Below are 17,752 nucleotides of genomic sequence, written 5' to 3' on the forward strand. Positions count from 1 at the left end.
AGTTGTCAAATCAACGGGGATCACTCTTGTCTATTGGTTAATCAAAGTAATAATGTTTTTTCACGTCCCTTGTAATTTCCCAAACGCAGGACATGCCAGCAGGAAAAATCACCAAATCGCCTTTACCCATTTGCACTGGCTGTCCACCATCAGGAGTAACAATTACATTTCCTTCCAAAAAGTAGCAAGTTTCTTGAGAATCATAAGTCCAAGTGAATTTTGAGACTTCCTTATTCCAAATTTCCCATTTAGAGACACCCAATTGATTGAGGCGTTCAAGTGTTAAGTTGATGCTCAATTTTAATTTCCATATCGTGCTTTTTCTAGCTATATTTAGCAGTAGGACTGAATATCCTCTCCACACTGATCTACTAAATAACACAAAGCGCGAAAACGCAAGTATACAAGTTCGTTGTAAAGCGGATTTAGTTTGCACATTGGCGGGATGTGGGCTATTTTACGACCAAAAAGCATGATATCGCGCTCGAATGGACACTGGGCGGGAATCAGTTTAGCAATAAATTTAGCTAATTTCCGATTATGAATTTCAATTTTGTCCAGCCATTGACGTAATGGTTGCAGTAAATCTAATTTAGGTTGAGCTAATTGATTTTTACTATCTGTTTGATGATTTTGTCCTAAAGGTTGAATGAAAGCAGATAGAAAAATACGCCGATTGTTTGTTTTAAGCATAATTTTAGGCAAGGTTTTCCTTGTATAGATGAACTATTTGCCGATTAGGATATTACCATTTGATTTCTCTAATCAATTTGCAGTTTGCTTGTTTGTAAAAAAAGAAGCAAAATGAGCACAATTGAAAGAATTTACATGCATCCTTGGAGGTAAATGGTTTAACTAATTGTTATTTAAACCCACCAAATGAGGAAGAACTGTCCCGTTAAATACAAAATAACAAAGAAAATATAAAAATGGCATTTCTTTAACTTATCAATTACTAATCTGGTAGATAGTAATTTTATATATTAAATATAAATGCCTGGTTCGGAAACGGCCTAGTATCTAGAGATGGAATTTAGGGGATAAAAAAACAGATTAGCTCTGACTGTATACAGACTTCGCTAGGATTAGCCTCTAATATCTGATGATTTTAGGCTATTAAATATTTAGTAATCTGTCTGATATATTACACTAATAGACCTCAAGATTATCTAATAAGTAAAAATAAATTGTTTGATAAGTCTAAGCTAATACACTTACGACTGATAGCATTTACAAGAAGATTTGCAATACATCCATAGGTCGTAATACCGATTACATCTTAATTCCGCTTGGCTGTAGGGGTAATTCATGAATTGACCCTACAGGTAAGCACATTTTCAAATACAAATTGTATAAGGGTTTACATAAGTACACCTTTACCAACATATAGGATTCATATTTGATTTTTGATAAAACTCAGTACAACCCAAAAAGCCTTCTTTTCCCTTGCCCCTTACTTCTTTCCTACCTATACAAATACCTTATATAAATCTGCTTGGATTTATATAAGGTATTTTTAAAATGGTATAATTATGAAAATTTTATTTTTTAAAATATCTCAAACCGTAACGATCTTGATATTTGCTGATATAGTCTACATTCTGTTGCTCGAATTTCGATAACAATTTAGGTGGAAATGCTTTTGGTGAATATATAGGGCGATACCAAGGTTGGTTATTAAAGTAATCTTGTATTTCAGGCGTATCAAAACGGCGGCCATGACTGGCAAAAATTGAATTTCGCATAATATCTAGTTCAAAACCATTTTTCCCATCCAAATCTGCATCAGTTACAAGTCTTTGGGAAAGCCAGAAATAAGTGTTGACATCTGTGGTGGCAGCTGGTGCTATTGATTTAGTTGGGGCAGATGTAACTTGAGCAGGAGGAAATGGCGTAGTTGGTATAACTTTGGGAGTTTCTATGACAGGGCTTGTGATAGTTGATGGTGTTTCTGAAGGTAACACCGTTTTGTCTGCTGTAGATTGAGTAGATTTTGGTAACATTTGGCTAATAATGACAGACGCACCAACTAACCCACCTGCGATTAAACTGCCGATTAGGATATTATTCTGACTCTGACTTTGAGGACTCGGCTGTGGTTTGACAGGCATTGCCTGATTTGGCGGTGCAGAGACAACAGTTTGTTGGGTCAAGAAGGGTTGTGTTGGTGGAATTGGATTTGCTATGCTCTGCAAAGCATCCAGCATTGCTCTAGCTGTGGGATAGCGATCGCGCGGATGATATGCGATCGCTCTATCAATCGCTCCTGCCATAATTGGACTAACATGATGTGCGTACTGTCGCCAGACAATTTCACCAGTCTGGGAATCTGTTTCTAGTTGTTGCGCCTGTTTACCAGTCAGCAAATAAATTACCGTCATTCCTAAACTATATAAATCACTAGAAAAAACTGGTCTACCTGCGGCTTGTTCACTCGGCATATAACCAGGTGTACCAATCACAATCGAACTGGTAGGATTGCCTTGAGAATTCACCACCGTACCCATTGATTCCCGGATAGCGCCAAAATCAATTAGTATTGGTTTACCATCGCGATCGCGCAAAATGATGTTATCCGGCTTAATATCGCGGTGAACGATATGCTTAGAGTGAACGTAATCTAGGACGGGTAATAAATTCAGAAATATTTCCAGGACAGCGCCTTCACTAAATAGCCCTTGCTTTTGGACTTTTCCAGTTAGGGTATCGCCTTCAATCCACTCCTGAACTAAGTAAAATTGTCCGCCAGAGGAGAAATATGCATATAATGCTGGAATTTGGTCATTTGCGCCACCGAGTTCTTCTAAAATTGCTGCTTCCCGTTGAAACCTCTCTTGCACTAACTGGTAAATTTGGGGATTGTTGTGAATCGCTCTTAGCTGTTTAACTACACAACGGCGCTTTGAAGGCATATAGGTATCTTCTGCTAGATAAGTTTCACCAAACCCACCAGCCCCTAGTGTGCGAATAACTTGATAGCGATCGTTCAGCAGATGTATTGTCATGGGAGATTATAAGCGATATTCATAAGATAGTTTTCCCAAAACAACCTTCATTTCAAATCTAGTAAACCTTCTTCTTTCAATTTAGGATTGAAACGAATTTGCATTTGCAAACCACGCCCTTCTAACAATTGTGTTAAAATTTCTGCTTCTACTCTCCGTGCCACATTCTTAATAATTTTTATTTCTGCTAATTCATCATTAGCTGGATTTTGATATTTTGCCTGTTCTTCAGGTGTCATTATCACTTTGACATCAATGGGATGCGTCCATTTTTCTTTTTGCTCTCCATTTCCCCAAGGAACACTGCCATTTTCAGCAATCCAAGCAGTTTCAGTATTTTCTAAAATTGTGCGACTAGGGCGTTCAATAGTTTGAACTTTCACCCAGTAGCAATGTTGTGGCTGACGGACTAAATGCTGTTTTAGGCTGAGATAAACATCACGAGAATAGCCTACGAATTGCAGAATTTTTTCTTGATCAAAGATAGCATATACGCCGATTTTACCTTGAAATTGTTCGGGTAATTGGCCAGAATCATCAATGTAAGGAAAATATTCTAGGGTTGCCAAAGAAGAAAGATTAGTTTCAACCATATATCAAATATCAAGTTTACTATTTACCTATTAGAGAAAAATAATCTTAGGAATTAACTATTGCCAAGCTTTTGGTAAATTGCACAAAGGCGACTAGGTTTGAAAATTTTAGCACTAAACATAAAATTTGGCGGTACGTTAATAATGGCGTATTCCTCAGATTCATGATATTTTTCAAATTCTGTCGGCATTCCTTTAGTGGTAGTCAAGCTGTAAGGAACTGGTTGAAAAAGTAATTCTGTAAATTTAACTTGCTCACACCGCAACTGTTGACAAACTTGATTTAGAAAAGCAACGCTTGTCAATAAATTGAATAGAGTTTCTTGAGCTTGTGTTTCAAGGGTGAAACTACCATCAAAGTTTTGAACGATTTTCAGAGACATTTTCTGTATGAATAGTTATTAACGACTAAGTGAAAAATTATCACTTTAAGATCAGCCTATTGGATTGTGGTACTTCTGTCAGCCACAAAAGGAAGCTAACATGATTAAGAATCATGAACTTTAGCAGATTTCAGCGATAGTTGATTTCTCCTCTAGACTGTACATGACAAAATTCAGCCACTATATCCATCATTGCAGCAGTTTTCATGTATTTGAACCACATCTATCTTAAGGGCGCAGCAATGCTGTGCCCTTAGCGCATGGTCTGTTTACGTGAAAATACCTGCAAATACAAGCAAGACTTATAAAAGTATAATTTAATACAAAAATATAATACTAAAGCGATGTCTACTTACTCCATCAACCTCCATTCTGCCGAGAAAAAATTTTCACACAGTAAAAATGAGTGAATAATCATGATTTAAACCACAACTATCCACTCAAAGTTTACTAAATGCGCGTTACTAGAAAAAACTCAATTAGATTATTGGAACTGGGAAAAGTTCAAACCGATTAGCGTGACTCAGTTCCCTGATTGGGGCTGCCTGCGACAAAATCCTCTCCTGGTGCTTCTGGTGTAGCGGTAGATTTTGCATCAGTGTCACCAGTCTCGCCGGTTTTGCGAATATTTTCGTCGACGGGGGTTTGCTCATCACTGTAAGAGCTAGGCTTGCTTTCTTGATTATTAGCTTTTTGTTCTTCAGTCATAACTAGATTCCTAAGTCTTTGATTGTTGGGATTATCTTAAAAAAATTATAAGTGTGAGTGCATCTATCTAGAATCTAGTTATCACTGATTCGCTCCTCTATCGAAAGTATTGTCTAGTGAGCCAAAAAATCCCTAATCTAACATAACTGAATTAAATATAACCCTTGCAGGGTGGGCAGGATGAGCGGCTAGCTTACAATTCATCCATGCTAACAACAATCCAGAGTAAGTGACCTCACTCAACTCATATATCGATTATGTTGCAAAAACTGCCCATAGTTTGATAAAAATACTGATGGGGAATATTGGTTTTTTAAACCCACCCTTAAGCAAGCTCAAGTATCTATTCACATGAAGTAAATTCTTTCCACAAAAAATAAATATCTTAACAATGTTGTTGAGTAAAAACTTTGCTTAAGGTATTTCCCAGAAAGAAATTCTTCTATTTTATTAGGAAAAATACTGATTTTGATTTCGCAAATTTTATAAAACAATTAATCATCTTTTGAGAATAAAGCAAATTAAACACGGTACTTTACAAAAATTTCAAAACAACCAATAATGCTACTTCCTGAAAATGAAAGCCAACGGCTAGAGGTACTTAATCAGTATAAAATTTTAGATACACTACCAGAAGAACTTTTTGATGAGCTAGCTCAACTAGCTGCTAACTTTTGTGAAACACCAATTGCTCTGATTAGCTTAGTTGATGCAGAACGGGAATGGTTTAAGTCAAAAATTGGGCTAACTACATCAGCGATTCCTCGAAGCATTTCTTTCGGTAGTTATACTATCTTGCAAAATAAAATATTAATTATCCCAGACACTTTACAAGATGAAAGGTTTGCGAAAAACCCTCTTGTAATATCAAATCATTATTTCCGCTTTTATGCAGGAGTTCCCTTAATAAACTCAAGCGGTTTTGCATTAGGTAGTCTTTGTGTGATTGATTTTGTATCGCGGAACTTGACTGTTAAAGAACAAACTATTTTACAACAGTTGGCCAGACAAGTAATCAGGTATTTAGAATTACATCGGCAAAAAGTAATTAATAATAGCCACAAGAGTTTTGATCTTCTTTTTTATACAAATCCTAATCCCATGTGGGTGTATAACCAGGATAATCTGCGATTTTTAGATGTTAATAAAGCTGCTATTGCTCATTATGGTTACTCAAAAGAAGAATTTTTGCAAATGGGAATAAATGATATTTACTGTTTAGAAAATGCGCCTATTTTTATAGAAGATTTAAGACAAAAATACACTAGGTTACACTTTTATGACAAATGTCAACATCAGCGAAAAAATGGGCAGATTATTGATGTTGAAATTGTCGCGCATATAATAGACTATAGCTGTTACAATGCTCGGTTGGTAAATATTAGAGACATTACAGAATATAAACGAATAAAAAAAATTCTTCAAGAAAGTGAATCGAGATTTAGAGTAATTTCTGAAGCCATTCCTATCCCATTAATTATCTCGCGTCTGTCTGACGGCTTAATTTTATATGCTAATTCGGAGTTGATGCAAACATTTCGATTTTCACCTGAAGATTTGGTGAATCGCAAAATTTTATATTTGTACCATAACTCAACCGATTTAGAATTTATGTTAGAAGCTCTCAATCAACATGATTCTCTTCAAGATTATGAACTGAAATTGAAGAGATCAGATGGAACTGATTTTTGGGCGATCGCTTCTTTACAATATTTAAATTTTAATGGAGAAGCCGCGATTTTAACAGCATTTCATGATATCACAAACCGTAAAAAACTAGAAACCAAGCTCCAAGAACAAAATGAGTTTTTACGACAAATTTTTGAGAATATACCGTTGATGATTGCACTCATTGATGCCAATGGCAAACTTCAGTGGGTAAATCAAGAATGGGAAAGTGTTTTAGGCTGGAAATTTAAAGACTTCCAAGCTGGCGATGTTCTAGAAGCCTTATATCCTAATGCTGAATATCGGCAGTATGTGATTAATTATATGCAGGATGCACAACGCAATTGGGGTGACTTTAAAATTCAGGTTCGGAATGGTGATTTCCTAGATACATCTTGGACTAATGTTAAACTTTCAAATGGTCAAATTATTGGTATCGGGCAAGATATCACAGAACGTAAGCGAACTGAACTAGCTTTAAAAGCTCAAGCCGAACGGGAGCAATTGATGCGAACTGTGGCTCAACGGATTCGTCAATCTCTAAATCTCCAAGATATTTTGAATGCAACAGTTCAAGAAGTGCGACATTTACTTGGAGTTGATCGAGTAATAGTTTATCAGTTTGACTCAGAGATGATCGGCACAATTATGGCGGAGTCGGTGGAAGCTGGATGGACAGTTTCTTTAGGTGTAGAAATTCATGATACATGCTTTCAAACAGGCGCAGGAGTGGAGTATTATCAGAGGCGGAAACGAGCGATCGCTAATATTTATGAGGCTGGGCTAAGTGATTGCCATATTCGCTTGTTAGAACACTTTGAAGTCAAAGCGAATTTAGTCGTGCCCATTTTACTAGAAGTCAGTTCTCAAAACCCAGGCTCTCACCTTTGGGGTTTACTCATTGCTCACCAATGCTCTAGTTTTCGGGAATGGGAAGAAAATCAGTTAGATTTGCTCGATCAACTGACAGTCCAATTAGCGATCGCAATTCAACAATCCAGCATCTTTGAACAAGCTCAAACTGAACTAGTTCAAAGACAAAAAGCTGAAGTAAAGTTAAGACATGCCTTAGCTGAAAAAGAAGTCCTGTTAAAAGAAGTTCATCATCGAGTTAAAAATAATTTGCAAATAGTCTCTAGTCTATTGCAACTCCAGTCTCAAACCCTCAAAGATCCAGAAGTAATTAAAGTTCTCCGAGAAAGTCAAAACCGAATTGAATCAATATCTCTAATTCATAAAAATTTGTATACTTCCGCCAATATTGGACAAATTGATGTTGGTGATTATATCCAGAATTTGGCAGCGAGCTTACTGATTTCATATCAAATATGGCCTGAAAAAATTGCTCTAGAAACTGATATAGATTCAGTCAGCTTGAATGTTGACCAAGCAATTGCCTGTGGACTGGTTATCAACGAATTAATCTCCAATGCCCTCAAGCACGCTTTTCCCAATCAAAAAGCAGGGAAAATAAGTATTGGTTTACGTAATATTGGCAAAAATATTGAGATGACGGTTCGAGACAATGGGATTGGTTTACCAGATAATTTGGATTGGAAAAATACTGATTCTTTAGGTCTGTCGTTAGTATATGACTTAGTTACAGAACAATTAGAAGGCGATATTACTCTAGAACGCAATCATGGAACAGTATTTAAAATTCAATTTACGCAGTTAACTTTGCATCAGTAAATATCAAATGGGTCAAGCTAGGATTTTAATTGTTGAAGATGAAGTAATTGTGGCTAGAACTATTGCTAGCCAACTCAGTCAACTAGGTTATATTGTTACGGGAACAGCTTCATCTGGAAAAGTTGCCATTACTAAGGCATTGGAAACTAACCCAGAATTAGTATTAATGGATATTATTCTTAAAGGTGAGATGGACGGTATTGTTACCGCCAGTAAGATTCGTGAGCAGTTAGATATACCTGTAATATTTTTAACTGCTTATGGTGACGATCATACTTTAGAAAGAGCCAAAATTACTCAACCTTTTGGCTACATCGTTAAACCATTTACTATAAAAGATTTAAGAATAGCGATCGAGATCGGTCTTTTAAAACATCAGTTAGAGCGTGAACTGCGGGAGAATCGAGATCAGTTAGCGACCCTTTTAAATTCAATGAGTGATGCTGTAATCGCTACAAATGGTCAAGGAAAGGTGACATTCATAAATCCCGCAGCTGAGATGTTAACCGGCTGGCAGCAAAAAGATGCTTTAGGAAAAGAGGCTACAAAGATTTTTCATCTTGTCAATGAAGCTACAGAAACTATATTAGAAAACCCAATAACAAGAGTGCTGCGGGAACAACAGGTTGTTTATTTAGAAGAATTCACATCCCTGATTAGAAGAGATGGAAAAAGAGTTCCAATTGGCGATAGTGCTTCGCCACTAAAGGGACGACCTGATCAGATAAATGGTGTAGTAGTTGTTTTCTGGGATCTTAGCGAACGACACCAAACAAAATTGTTAGAGCAAGCATTGGAAAAAGAGCAAGAACTTAACCGCCTCAAGTCTTTATTTATATCTACTGTATCTCATGAGTTCCGCAATCCCTTAACTGTTATTCAAACAGCAGTAGAACTTATAGAAATGCAGGGAGCAAATTTGACAGATGCAAAAAGAGGCATTTATTTAAAGCGAATTCAAGCTGCTGTGCAATCTTTAGAAAAACTTATGGAAGAAGTTCTATTTATGGGTCGGGCGGAGGCAGAAAAACTCGTATATAATCCAGTACCCATTAACTTAGAGCAATTTTGTCAGGAGTTAATCAAAGATTTTTCTCTGGTTGAAAATAGCGTATGTGAAATTGTTTTTACCTGTAGCAGCCGTTGTAACAACGCTGTAATGGATGAAGGACTGTTACATTATATGTTCGGAAATCTCCTATCAAATGCAGTTAAATATTCTCCCAAAGGTGGCAAGATTCAGCTTGATTTAATATGCGATCCCATTGAGAAAGTGGCAATTTTTTATGTTAAAGATCAAGGTTTGGGCATTCCTGAACCAGACCAAGCTCGACTTTTTGAATCATTCTATCGAGCCTCCAACGTCCAATCAATTCAGGGTACTGGATTAGGGTTAGTAATTGTTAAAAAGTGCGTTGATGCTCATAAGGGTCAAATCAGTGTTACAAGTCAAGTTGGAGTCGGCACTACATTTACAGTAATTTTGCCCTTAAATTCCGAATTATAATAATCTTGTCTGCAATGCCCAAAGTTTATATTATGCATGTCCGACAAATTGCTTATAATATCTCATTGCGAATGCAACGAAGTGGAACATTAGCAATGACAATTGTTTAACCGAAGATGATATAGTAGTCCTAAATTAGTCGTGAACAATAAGATTCCCGACTTCTTTGAGAAGTCGGGAATCTTAGGCTCTCGATTTTCACAACTTATTTAGGATTGCTATATTACTCCTCAAAATCTCAAAAATTTTGAGGAGTAAATATTTTTTCTTTGGGGATGAAAATGCGACTATAGGTTAGCTCATATCCCGATTTTTCGAATTAGCAACTTGGGTTTGGTAATGCCGCCATTTTTCCTGCTGACGCGCTCTTTTCTCCTCAGTGAGGCTATCAAAACAATAGGCACAGGAGATACCTTTTTCATATTTTAAAGATGTTTTATCTTCTTCGGAAATCGGATACCCACAATTGAAACACCGTTCATAATTCCCTTCTTCCAATCCATGACTAACAGCTACCCGCTCGTCAAAGACAAAACATTCTCCTTCCCATAAACTTTTATCTGCTGGAACTTCTTCCAAATACTTAAGAATGCCGCCCTTTAGATGATAGACCTCTGCAAAGCCTTGAGCAAGCATGAAGGATGAAGCTTTTTCACAGCGAATACCGCCAGTACAAAACAGAGCAACCTTTTTGTGTTTAGTTGGATCTAAGTGGTGTAGCACATAATCGGGAAATTCTCGGAATGAGGCAGTTTGAGGATTTTCTGCCCCTTGAAAAGTACCGATATTCACCTCATAATCATTGCGGGTGTCAATCACAGTTACTTCAGGATCGCAAATCAAATCATTCCACTTTTGGGGACTGACATAAGTGCCAACTTGCTGATTTGGATCAATTTCAGGCAATCCCAAAGTGACAATTTCTTGCTTCAATCGTACCTTCATTCGCTCAAAAGGCGGGGTTTCGGTATGGGACTCTTTGTATTCTAGGTCTGCCAAACGGGGATCGGTACGCAGAAACCACAGAACAGAATCAATTGCCTGACGCGAACCCGCAATTGTACCGTTAATGCCTTCTTGTGCTAGCAAAATTGTCCCCTTGACTCCTTGCTCTTGGCAGTAAGAAAGTAAAGGATCTCGTTTATCGGCAAAATCTGGCAGCTTGACGAATTTATACAGTGCTGCAACAACTTGGATATTTTCTGGCTTCATCCTTTTAGTAATGGAACAATATAAGTTACAATAGCAACGGCAACCAAAATTACCGGCTATTTTAATTTTATGGGGGTTTAGCTCAGTTGGTAGAGCGCCTGCTTTGCAAGCAGGATGTCAGCGGTTCGAGTCCGCTAACCTCCATTTGATGTGATTTATCTCAATTTGCGATCGCTTGAAATATCCCAAAGGAAACACACCTAAATCAAAATCCTCTTTTTTAGTAGGGATGAGATTTAGTCCTTACTAGTTGGTAAATTGGTAACGCATCCAATCGCCCCCATCTTCAAAGCTTTACTTAGTTAGAAAAATCTCTGGGAAACATAGCCTGAAAAGGTACTGCTACAATAAGCATCTTAGTTAACATCATTAAAAGCCAGTTAACCAAAATCTGACTGACTCATATATATTTTATATATTTAGGGGGTTATTTGGAAAAGCGTCCATTGGGGTTAGTGGCAATTGTTCTGTACAAATCATTTGCCGCCTTGCTGCTTATGGTTACTTCAATCGCTTTATTATTGACTTTAAAAAATTATCAAACCCTAGAGGCTTTTTCAGACAATTATGTTTTAGAAGGGAAATCAATGATTATTGATTGGGTTTTAAAAAAAGTCATTAATTTAAATCCCAGAACTCTGGCCTTTAGCGGTATTGGAGCAGGAATATATGCTACTGTTACTATTATTGAAGCTGTTGGGTTGTGGTACGAAAAACGTTGGGCACATATATTAGTATTGGTACTTGTCGGTATCAGTATTCCACCAGAAATTTATGAATTAATTAGGGGGATATCTCCTATAAAAATATTAGTTTTTTTGCTGAATTTAGCAGTATTTAGCTATTTATTCCAAAATTTTCCTAAACATTCTAATTAATTTTTTATTAGGCTATATAGTGCTGATTCCTAAGTAAGAAATAGTTATGAATCTTTCCACCCAACACGTTGTACAATCGCTAAAAATACAATCTGGAGAGCGACTTGCCTAAAACGATTCACTCTACTCAACCACCACTAAAATTTATTCCCCAACGCCTTAATCTGCTAATACTCCAGATTGTTCGGTGGTTATTGCCGATCGCACTACGGTTTCGCACTCGCCCTTGGCTACCGGCTGGTATTGTCAGCATTGAAGGTAAGAATGTCGAGGTATTGGCTGAACTTTATCAACAATTCCAGGCTGGAAAAATTCGCTTTTTGTTGGCATTTCGTCACCCGGAGGTGGAAGATCCCCTCTGTATGTTGTATTTGCTTTCTTACATTGTGCCACGGGTAGCTCGTGAGAAAGGTATTACACTGCGATCGCTTGTCCATAGCTATTTTCTCTACGATCGCGGGATGACGGTTTGGGCTGGAAGTTGGCTAGGTTGGTTGTTTTCAAGGCTGGGAGGTGTGCCGGTTCATCGCGGAAGGCGACTAGATCGACAAGCAATCCAAACAGCACGGGAGTTGTTTGCTAATGGAAAAGTACCGATCGCAGTCGCACCCGAAGGAGGTACTAATGGTCATAGTGGGATTGTTAGCCCCCTGGAACCTGGTGTTGCTCAAATGGGTTTCTGGTGTGCAGAAGACTTGCATAAAGCTAACCGAACTGAGACTGTGATTATTGTGCCGATCGCCATCCAGTATCGCTACGTTGAGCCACCTTGGTCTAAACTGGATTGGTTGCTGAGTAAGTTGGAAGCTGATAGCGGCTTGGAAGTTAAGGAAATTGATTCAGGCAATCAAGAAGAGATTTACTATCAACGCCTCTGTAGATTAGCTGAATATCTCATTACCGAGATGGAAGAGTTTTATGGTCGCTTCTATCATCAAGACATTCCAAAAACTATTTCAAGTGATGAATCTGCTAGCCCTAATCAGGTGTTGATTAACCGACTTCATCGTTTACTGGATAAGGCTTTACAAGTTACCGAGCAGTATTTTGGAGTCCAGGCGCAGGGTAATTTTATTGACCGATGTCGCCGCTTAGAAGAGGCTGGCTGGAATTACATTTATCGGGAAGATTTGTCAGATATCAATGCTTTGCCACCATTTAAACGTGGTTTGGCAGACTGGATTGCAGAGGAAGCAGACTTACGAATGCGGCACATGCGGATGGTGGAAAGTTTTGTTGCAGTCACAGCGACTTATATTCAAGAAGAACCTACGGCGGAACGGTTTGCAGAAACGGCTCTACTTGTATTTGATATGCTTTCTAGAATTCAGGATACAACACTTCCAGGACGACCCCGCTTAGGTTTGCGACAGGCACAAATTACTATAGGAGAGCCAATATCAGTTACAGAACGTTGGTCAAAATCTCAGGGCGATCGCCAGTTGTCTAGACAAGCTGTGAGCGATTTAACAAAAGATTTGCAAATCGCTTTAGAGAAGATGATTAGCTAAGTTTTTGTGAAAAAAAGGAGCCTGAATCAGACTCCTTAATAAAAAATTGGTAATAAAATTGTGACTACTTGATAGTCACCTTACCGCCAGCTTCTTCGATGCGCTTCTTAGCATCTTCAGCAGCATCCTTAGCAAGACCTTCTTTAACTGCCTTGGGTGCAGCTTCTACCAAGTCTTTAGCTTCTTTCAGACCCAAGCCGGTCAGTTCGCGGACAATCTTCAGTACGGCAATCTTCTTATCAGCTGGGACTGAATCAAGAATTACTTCAAACTCGGTTTGCTCAACAGCTTCCTCAGCCGGAGCAGCACCACCGCCACCGCCAGGCATCATCATCATGCCACCAACGGGTGCAGCAGCACTTACGCCAAAAGCTTCTTCAATTTGCTTGACTAGTTCGGAAGCTTCCAACAAAGAAAGGGTTTTTAGTTGTTCTAAAATTTGATCGGTTGCAGCAGACATTGATATAACTCCTGTAATTTTGATTATTTATTAGTCATTAGTCTTTAACTATAGACTTTTGACTTTTGACTGATGAACTACAAAGTCATCTATTCGGCAGCAGTTTCAGTGCTGCTATCAGCTTCAGTAGGGGTTTCGGTGCTACTACCACTTTGCTCTTGGTCAGCTACAGCTTGCAAAGCGCGAGCCAGTGAACCAGGAACTTCGTTGATACCCACAGCAATCTTGGTAGCCAAAGCGTTGATAGCTCCAGCGATTTGTGCAATGAGTTGTTCCTTAGATGGCAAGTCTCCTAGAGCCTTAACATCTGGTTCTTTGAGTAGGCGACCTTCCATGACACCGCCACGAAGTTCTGTCTTCTTAGTGGCTTTTTGGAAGTCTTGGTAAGCCTTGATTGCAGATGAAAAATCATCTTTGACCAGCAAAAAAGCTGAAGAACCTTTCAGTAGTTCTGACAAAGGCTCCCATTTTTGATCATCTTTAATGGCAATGCCCATCAGGGTGTTCTTCGTCACCTTACAAACCGCACCACTGGGACGCAGCCGCCGCCGTAAGTCTGTGATTTCAGAAACTGTTAGCCCTTGATACTCTATTACCAGCGCCAGAGTTGACTCACTCAAAGTTTCTTTGAGGTCAGCTACTATCTCTTGTTTATTTTCTAGTGTTCTACCCATTCCAATCTCACCTCCTTAAAATAATCGGGGAAGTGCCCTACTTGTAAGTTTTTTTAAACCTGAACCCAAACAACAAACCCCGGCTAATTTAGCCGGGGTTGAGTATTAAGACTCGTGATGCCATACTTATCACACCTTTATGGGTGGTAATTTTGACAATTAGAGTTTTAACCTCGGCAGGATATTTAAGCTATTAGCACCTGCTGTCTCCGGCTTTGCCTATTTAATTTTGTCATTTGTCATTAGTCCTTTGTCCTTTGCCTTTACAAATGACTAAGAACTAATGACCAAAAATTAACCAGCTTCGCTCAGTTTTAAATCTCGTAGGGCGGTGACATCAATTTTAATTGATGGCCCCATTGTGGCTGACACATAAAATGTGCGCCAATAACGACCTTTAGCTCCTGAAGGACGGTTACGGTCAATCGTCTCCTGCAATGCCTTCAGGTTGACTAACAAATCTTCAGGCGAGAAGGTTGTCTTACCAAACATAACATGGACAATACCAGTTCGGTCAGCTCGGAATTCTAGTTTACCAGCTTTGAATTCTGCGATCGCACTTCCGATATCAAATGTTACGGTTCCACCCTTGGGCGATGGCATCAAACCACGCGGCCCAAGCAACTTACCCAGCTTTGCCACCTGTGGCATTACATCGGGTGTGGCAATCAGCTTGTCAAAATCCATTCTACCTTTCTGGATTTCGTCAATCAGTTCTTCTGAACCAACTATATCAGCCCCAGCGTTGCTGGCTTCATTTACCTTTTCGCCTCTGGCTATTACCGCCACCCGAACAATTTGCCCTGTACCTTTAGGCAGTGCTACCGTTGTCCGCAACTGTTGGTCTGTATACTTGGGATCAATTCCCAATCGGATATGGGCTTCGGCAGCTTCAGTAAATTTAGCCGTTGCTGTCTCTTTGAGAAGGGCTAAAGCTTCTAAAGGATGATAATCCTTATCTTCTACTTTTGCTTGCAGCGTCTGCAAACGACGCGATATTTTTGCCATTTTTTTCTCCTGGGGTAATTCCGAAGCTTTGCCTCTCCCCCGATAATTTTTTATTTGCCCTTTGTCATTAACCAATGACTAATGACCAATGACCAATGACTAATCCGTAACTGTTATACCCATATTCTTAGCCGTTCCTGCCACAATCTTCATTGCTGCGTCGATGTCGTTGGCATTGAGGTCGGGTAGTTTTGTTTGGGCTATTTCTTGCAATTGTGCCTTGCTAATTGACCCAACCTTCTTTTTGTTGGGTTCATTCGAGCCTTTTTCAACCTTCGCTGCCTTCCGAATCAGCACTGATGCTGGTGGCGTTTTGAGTACAAATGTAAAACTCCGGTCTTCAAAAACCGAAATTTCTACAGGTATCACCATTCCAGCTTGGTCTGCTGTTTTGGCGTTGTACTCTTTGCAGAACATCATGATGTTAACGCCATGCTGACCCAAGGCGGGCCCTACTGGCGGTGCTGGGTTGGCTTTTCCAGCATTCAGGGCCAGTTTAATGACCGCCACTACTTTCTTCGCCATTTGTATTTAACTCTGTTTCTCTACCTGATTAAATTCCAGTTCTACTGGTGTATCCCTGCCGAAAATTGAGAGCAAGGCTTTAAGTTTACTCCGTTCTGGAGATACTTCAATCACCTCGCCTTCAAAATCCTTAAATGGGCCAGAAAGCACCATTATCTTATCACCAGTAGCCATGTCAATTTTGACAACAGCTTCTTGTTCACTGGTCTGTTTGAATATCCGTTCAACTTCTGAAGCACTCAGTGGTATCGGGTGGACATGGCCTCGACCCTTGCTGCTACCACGTTTTTGTTCTGAACCGACAAAGTTAATTACGTGAGAGGTGTTTCGTACCACCTGCCAGGTATCATCATCCATCATCATCCGCACCAGCACATAGCCAGGAAAAACTTTTTCTTCTGTATGCTGGCGACTGCCATCCTTGCGGATTTTCACCGCCGGCGTTTGCGGAATTTCTACTTGGATAATTTTGTCAGCGACATCAAAAGTTTGAATGCGTTGCTCCAAGTTAGTCTTTACACGCTTTTCACAGCCTGAAGCTACTTGCACAGCATACCAGCGTGATTCTTTTGACGCTGTTTCTGCTGTTTCTCCTGTTTCTTCCGACTGCAACGTGGAGTTGCGAGGTTCGTCTGTTGCAAAAGTCATCAGAACACCTGTTTTGCTGCCCAACCAAACAATCCATCGACCAAGTATATCAGAGATGCGGAGAGTGCCACCATTAACAACACAGCAGCAGATTCGCTCACTATTTGTTTGCGACTGGGCCAAACTACTTTGTCAAGTTCTTCTTTGGTTCCCTGTATGAAATTGCCTAAGCTAAACCCATTGGTGTTTTCTGGCAATTCTGCTTCACTTTTTTTGGTCACGACCGTTTACCCCCGTTTCTTACTCAATTTTAGATTTTGAATTTATCCCATGCCTTAAGGCAAAGGCACTCAATTTTAGATTTTGGTTTGTTGATTTTAGATTTTTTCTCAATCCCTTCGGGTTTAGCAGTCACTCATGGGGGAAACCCCCAAGACCGCGCTGCTTCACCAAAATCCAAAATCTAAAATCTAAAATTTGGTCATCCAGTTTTGCAGTTTCGACTCTATTTTACTTAACTGAAAGTAAAATAACTGCAAAATACAATAATTATACCCGAAATTATTATCGCTAACTGCTAACTTAGCAGCCGCGTAATTATTTCGGGCTTTATTTTTTGCTCTTGAGCGCGCCCTGGAGGACTTGAACCCCCGACATCAGGTTTTGGAGACCTGCGTTCTACCAACTGAACTAAGAGCGCACAAGCTGTTTTTTATTCACTCATTGCGCTGAACTAAATTTTAGTTTAACGCAACACGCGATTTCTATCATACTTCAATTTCGTTGAGAAAACAAGTTAGCGGCAGATGCCGCTTGAGATTTCTCCCATACTTTATAAAGCACGAATTACAAAGGGCGGTCAAACCGTTGCTTAATCCGGGTTGCCTTACCTACGCGATCGCGGAGATAATAGAGTTTAGCACGGCGGACTTTACCGCGACGTAATACCTTAATGCTGTCAATTCGGGGAGAATGCAATAAAAATACGCGCTCAACGCCTACACCTTGGAAAACCTTACGAACTGTAATAGTTTCGTTAATGCCACCATTGCGTTTGGCAATCACTACTCCTTCGTAGGGTTGTACACGGTATTTTTCGCCTTCTTTAATTTTCACTCCTACTTTTACGGTGTCGCCCACAAAAATGTCGGGCAAATTTGATTTTAGCTGTTCCGCTTCAATGGAGCGGATAATCTCTTGAGCGCTCATAGTCTTTGTGTCTGCTTAAAAAACCCACGATCATCAATCATAAATCGATAATCCTATTTCAGTCTACTTCTACTTATTGGAGATTGATAATTTTACTGAGACAAGACCCGGTAAATCGAAGCTATATTGCA

General features: G+C 39.3%; 17 protein-coding genes, 2 tRNA genes, 1 pseudogene and 1 other annotated feature. Of the genes and pseudogenes, 5 read left to right on the plus strand and 15 right to left on the minus strand.

What is annotated here, in order from left to right:
• Nucleotides 1-37: 37 nt before the first annotated feature.
• The 6 genes and pseudogenes from VB732_RS10220 to VB732_RS10245 form a co-directional block, all read right to left on the minus strand.
• A pseudogene (locus VB732_RS10220) lies at nucleotides 38-311 on the minus strand (cupin domain-containing protein).
• Nucleotides 312-333: 22 nt separating this feature from the next.
• On the minus strand, nucleotides 334-693 hold the full coding sequence (locus VB732_RS10225; RefSeq protein WP_323230719.1) for a Mo-dependent nitrogenase C-terminal domain-containing protein: 360 nt from the start codon (nucleotides 691-693) through the stop codon (nucleotides 334-336).
• 848 nt (nucleotides 694-1,541) lie between these two features.
• Complete coding sequence (locus tag VB732_RS10230; RefSeq protein WP_323230720.1) at nucleotides 1,542-3,005, minus strand: protein kinase domain-containing protein; 1,464 nt, start codon at nucleotides 3,003-3,005, stop codon at nucleotides 1,542-1,544.
• A 47-nt stretch (nucleotides 3,006-3,052) separates the two neighbouring features.
• Nucleotides 3,053-3,598, minus strand: coding sequence for a GIY-YIG nuclease family protein (locus VB732_RS10235; protein WP_323230722.1), 546 nt, complete (start codon nucleotides 3,596-3,598; stop codon nucleotides 3,053-3,055).
• A gap of 53 nt (nucleotides 3,599-3,651) precedes the next feature.
• Entirely contained in the window at nucleotides 3,652-3,981 is a 330-nt protein-coding gene (locus VB732_RS10240) for a hypothetical protein (RefSeq protein WP_323230723.1), read from the minus strand.
• 513 nt (nucleotides 3,982-4,494) lie between these two features.
• Complete coding sequence (locus VB732_RS10245; protein WP_323230724.1) at nucleotides 4,495-4,689, minus strand: hypothetical protein; 195 nt, start codon at nucleotides 4,687-4,689, stop codon at nucleotides 4,495-4,497.
• A 561-nt stretch (nucleotides 4,690-5,250) separates the two neighbouring features.
• Here VB732_RS10245 and VB732_RS10250 point away from each other — a divergent pair.
• Nucleotides 5,251-8,049 carry a PAS domain S-box protein gene (locus tag VB732_RS10250; protein ID WP_323230725.1) on the plus strand — a complete coding sequence of 933 codons (2,799 nt, stop codon included), beginning with the start codon at nucleotides 5,251-5,253 and terminating at the stop codon, nucleotides 8,047-8,049.
• A 7-nt stretch (nucleotides 8,050-8,056) separates the two neighbouring features.
• Nucleotides 8,057-9,556, plus strand: a complete 1,500-nt coding sequence (locus tag VB732_RS10255; protein WP_323230726.1) for an ATP-binding protein — start codon at nucleotides 8,057-8,059, stop codon at nucleotides 9,554-9,556.
• Between the two features lie 294 nt (nucleotides 9,557-9,850).
• On the opposite strand, the gene VB732_RS10260 is transcribed toward VB732_RS10255, so the two are convergent.
• Nucleotides 9,851-10,768, minus strand: a complete 918-nt coding sequence (locus VB732_RS10260) for a rhodanese-related sulfurtransferase (protein ID WP_323230728.1) — start codon at nucleotides 10,766-10,768, stop codon at nucleotides 9,851-9,853.
• A 71-nt stretch (nucleotides 10,769-10,839) separates the two neighbouring features.
• Here VB732_RS10260 and VB732_RS10265 point away from each other — a divergent pair.
• The 3 genes from VB732_RS10265 (at nucleotide 10,840) to VB732_RS10275 (ending at nucleotide 13,157) form a co-directional block, all read left to right on the plus strand.
• Nucleotides 10,840-10,912 (plus strand) — tRNA-Ala (locus tag VB732_RS10265).
• A 287-nt stretch (nucleotides 10,913-11,199) separates the two neighbouring features.
• Nucleotides 11,200-11,646 carry a DUF2127 domain-containing protein gene (locus tag VB732_RS10270; RefSeq protein ID WP_323230729.1) on the plus strand — a complete coding sequence of 149 codons (447 nt, stop codon included), beginning with the start codon at nucleotides 11,200-11,202 and terminating at the stop codon, nucleotides 11,644-11,646.
• A gap of 104 nt (nucleotides 11,647-11,750) precedes the next feature.
• Entirely contained in the window at nucleotides 11,751-13,157 is a 1,407-nt protein-coding gene (locus tag VB732_RS10275) for a 1-acyl-sn-glycerol-3-phosphate acyltransferase (protein ID WP_323230730.1), read from the plus strand.
• 64 nt (nucleotides 13,158-13,221) lie between these two features.
• On the opposite strand, the gene rplL is transcribed toward VB732_RS10275, so the two are convergent.
• The 8 genes from rplL to rplS form a co-directional block, all read right to left on the minus strand.
• A complete protein-coding gene (gene rplL / locus VB732_RS10280) occupies nucleotides 13,222-13,617 on the minus strand; it encodes a 50S ribosomal protein L7/L12 (protein ID WP_323230731.1) in 396 nt (131 codons plus the stop codon).
• 89 nt (nucleotides 13,618-13,706) lie between these two features.
• Nucleotides 13,707-14,291 carry a 50S ribosomal protein L10 gene (gene rplJ, locus VB732_RS10285; protein WP_323230732.1) on the minus strand — a complete coding sequence of 195 codons (585 nt, stop codon included), beginning with the start codon at nucleotides 14,289-14,291 and terminating at the stop codon, nucleotides 13,707-13,709.
• Nucleotides 14,292-14,353: 62 nt separating this feature from the next.
• Nucleotides 14,354-14,522: a sequence feature (ribosomal protein L10 leader region), on the minus strand.
• 63 nt (nucleotides 14,523-14,585) lie between these two features.
• Entirely contained in the window at nucleotides 14,586-15,299 is a 714-nt protein-coding gene (gene rplA, locus VB732_RS10290) for a 50S ribosomal protein L1 (RefSeq protein ID WP_323230733.1), read from the minus strand.
• A gap of 99 nt (nucleotides 15,300-15,398) precedes the next feature.
• Nucleotides 15,399-15,824, minus strand: a complete 426-nt coding sequence (gene rplK, locus VB732_RS10295; RefSeq protein WP_094331821.1) for a 50S ribosomal protein L11 — start codon at nucleotides 15,822-15,824, stop codon at nucleotides 15,399-15,401.
• 6 nt (nucleotides 15,825-15,830) lie between these two features.
• Complete coding sequence (gene nusG / locus VB732_RS10300; RefSeq protein WP_323230734.1) at nucleotides 15,831-16,472, minus strand: transcription termination/antitermination protein NusG; 642 nt, start codon at nucleotides 16,470-16,472, stop codon at nucleotides 15,831-15,833.
• Complete coding sequence (gene secE / locus VB732_RS10305; RefSeq protein ID WP_323230735.1) at nucleotides 16,472-16,693, minus strand: preprotein translocase subunit SecE; 222 nt, start codon at nucleotides 16,691-16,693, stop codon at nucleotides 16,472-16,474. The genes nusG and secE overlap by 1 nt, the downstream gene beginning before the upstream one ends.
• A gap of 346 nt (nucleotides 16,694-17,039) precedes the next feature.
• A tRNA-Trp gene (locus VB732_RS10310) sits at nucleotides 17,040-17,112 on the minus strand.
• Nucleotides 17,113-17,258: 146 nt separating this feature from the next.
• Nucleotides 17,259-17,621, minus strand: coding sequence for a 50S ribosomal protein L19 (gene rplS / locus VB732_RS10315; protein WP_114081431.1), 363 nt, complete (start codon nucleotides 17,619-17,621; stop codon nucleotides 17,259-17,261).
• Nucleotides 17,622-17,752: the final 131 nt, after the last annotated feature.

Source organism: Nostoc sp. UHCC 0252, from assembly GCF_034931145.1.
GTDB lineage: Bacteria > Cyanobacteriota > Cyanobacteriia > Cyanobacteriales > Nostocaceae > Nostoc.

What these genes read in the sequence shown, in the direction of transcription:
- VB732_RS10225 (WP_323230719.1), bottom strand. Translation starts at nt 693, where the DNA reads ATGCTTAAAACAAACAATCGGCGTATTTTTCTATCTGCTTTCATTCAA.
- VB732_RS10230 (WP_323230720.1), bottom strand. Translation starts at nt 3,005, where the DNA reads ATGACAATACATCTGCTGAACGATCGCTATCAAGTTATTCGCACACTA.
- VB732_RS10235 (WP_323230722.1), bottom strand. Translation starts at nt 3,598, where the DNA reads ATGGTTGAAACTAATCTTTCTTCTTTGGCAACCCTAGAATATTTTCCT.
- VB732_RS10240 (WP_323230723.1), bottom strand. Translation starts at nt 3,981, where the DNA reads ATGTCTCTGAAAATCGTTCAAAACTTTGATGGTAGTTTCACCCTTGAA.
- VB732_RS10245 (WP_323230724.1), bottom strand. Translation starts at nt 4,689, where the DNA reads ATGACTGAAGAACAAAAAGCTAATAATCAAGAAAGCAAGCCTAGCTCT.
- VB732_RS10250 (WP_323230725.1), top strand. Translation starts at nt 5,251, where the DNA reads ATGCTACTTCCTGAAAATGAAAGCCAACGGCTAGAGGTACTTAATCAG.
- VB732_RS10255 (WP_323230726.1), top strand. Translation starts at nt 8,057, where the DNA reads ATGGGTCAAGCTAGGATTTTAATTGTTGAAGATGAAGTAATTGTGGCT.
- VB732_RS10260 (WP_323230728.1), bottom strand. Translation starts at nt 10,768, where the DNA reads ATGAAGCCAGAAAATATCCAAGTTGTTGCAGCACTGTATAAATTCGTC.
- rplL (WP_323230731.1), bottom strand. Translation starts at nt 13,617, where the DNA reads ATGTCTGCTGCAACCGATCAAATTTTAGAACAACTAAAAACCCTTTCT.
- rplJ (WP_323230732.1), bottom strand. Translation starts at nt 14,291, where the DNA reads ATGGGTAGAACACTAGAAAATAAACAAGAGATAGTAGCTGACCTCAAA.
- rplA (WP_323230733.1), bottom strand. Translation starts at nt 15,299, where the DNA reads ATGGCAAAAATATCGCGTCGTTTGCAGACGCTGCAAGCAAAAGTAGAA.
- rplK (WP_094331821.1), bottom strand. Translation starts at nt 15,824, where the DNA reads ATGGCGAAGAAAGTAGTGGCGGTCATTAAACTGGCCCTGAATGCTGGA.
- nusG (WP_323230734.1), bottom strand. Translation starts at nt 16,472, where the DNA reads ATGACTTTTGCAACAGACGAACCTCGCAACTCCACGTTGCAGTCGGAA.
- rplS (WP_114081431.1), bottom strand. Translation starts at nt 17,621, where the DNA reads ATGAGCGCTCAAGAGATTATCCGCTCCATTGAAGCGGAACAGCTAAAA.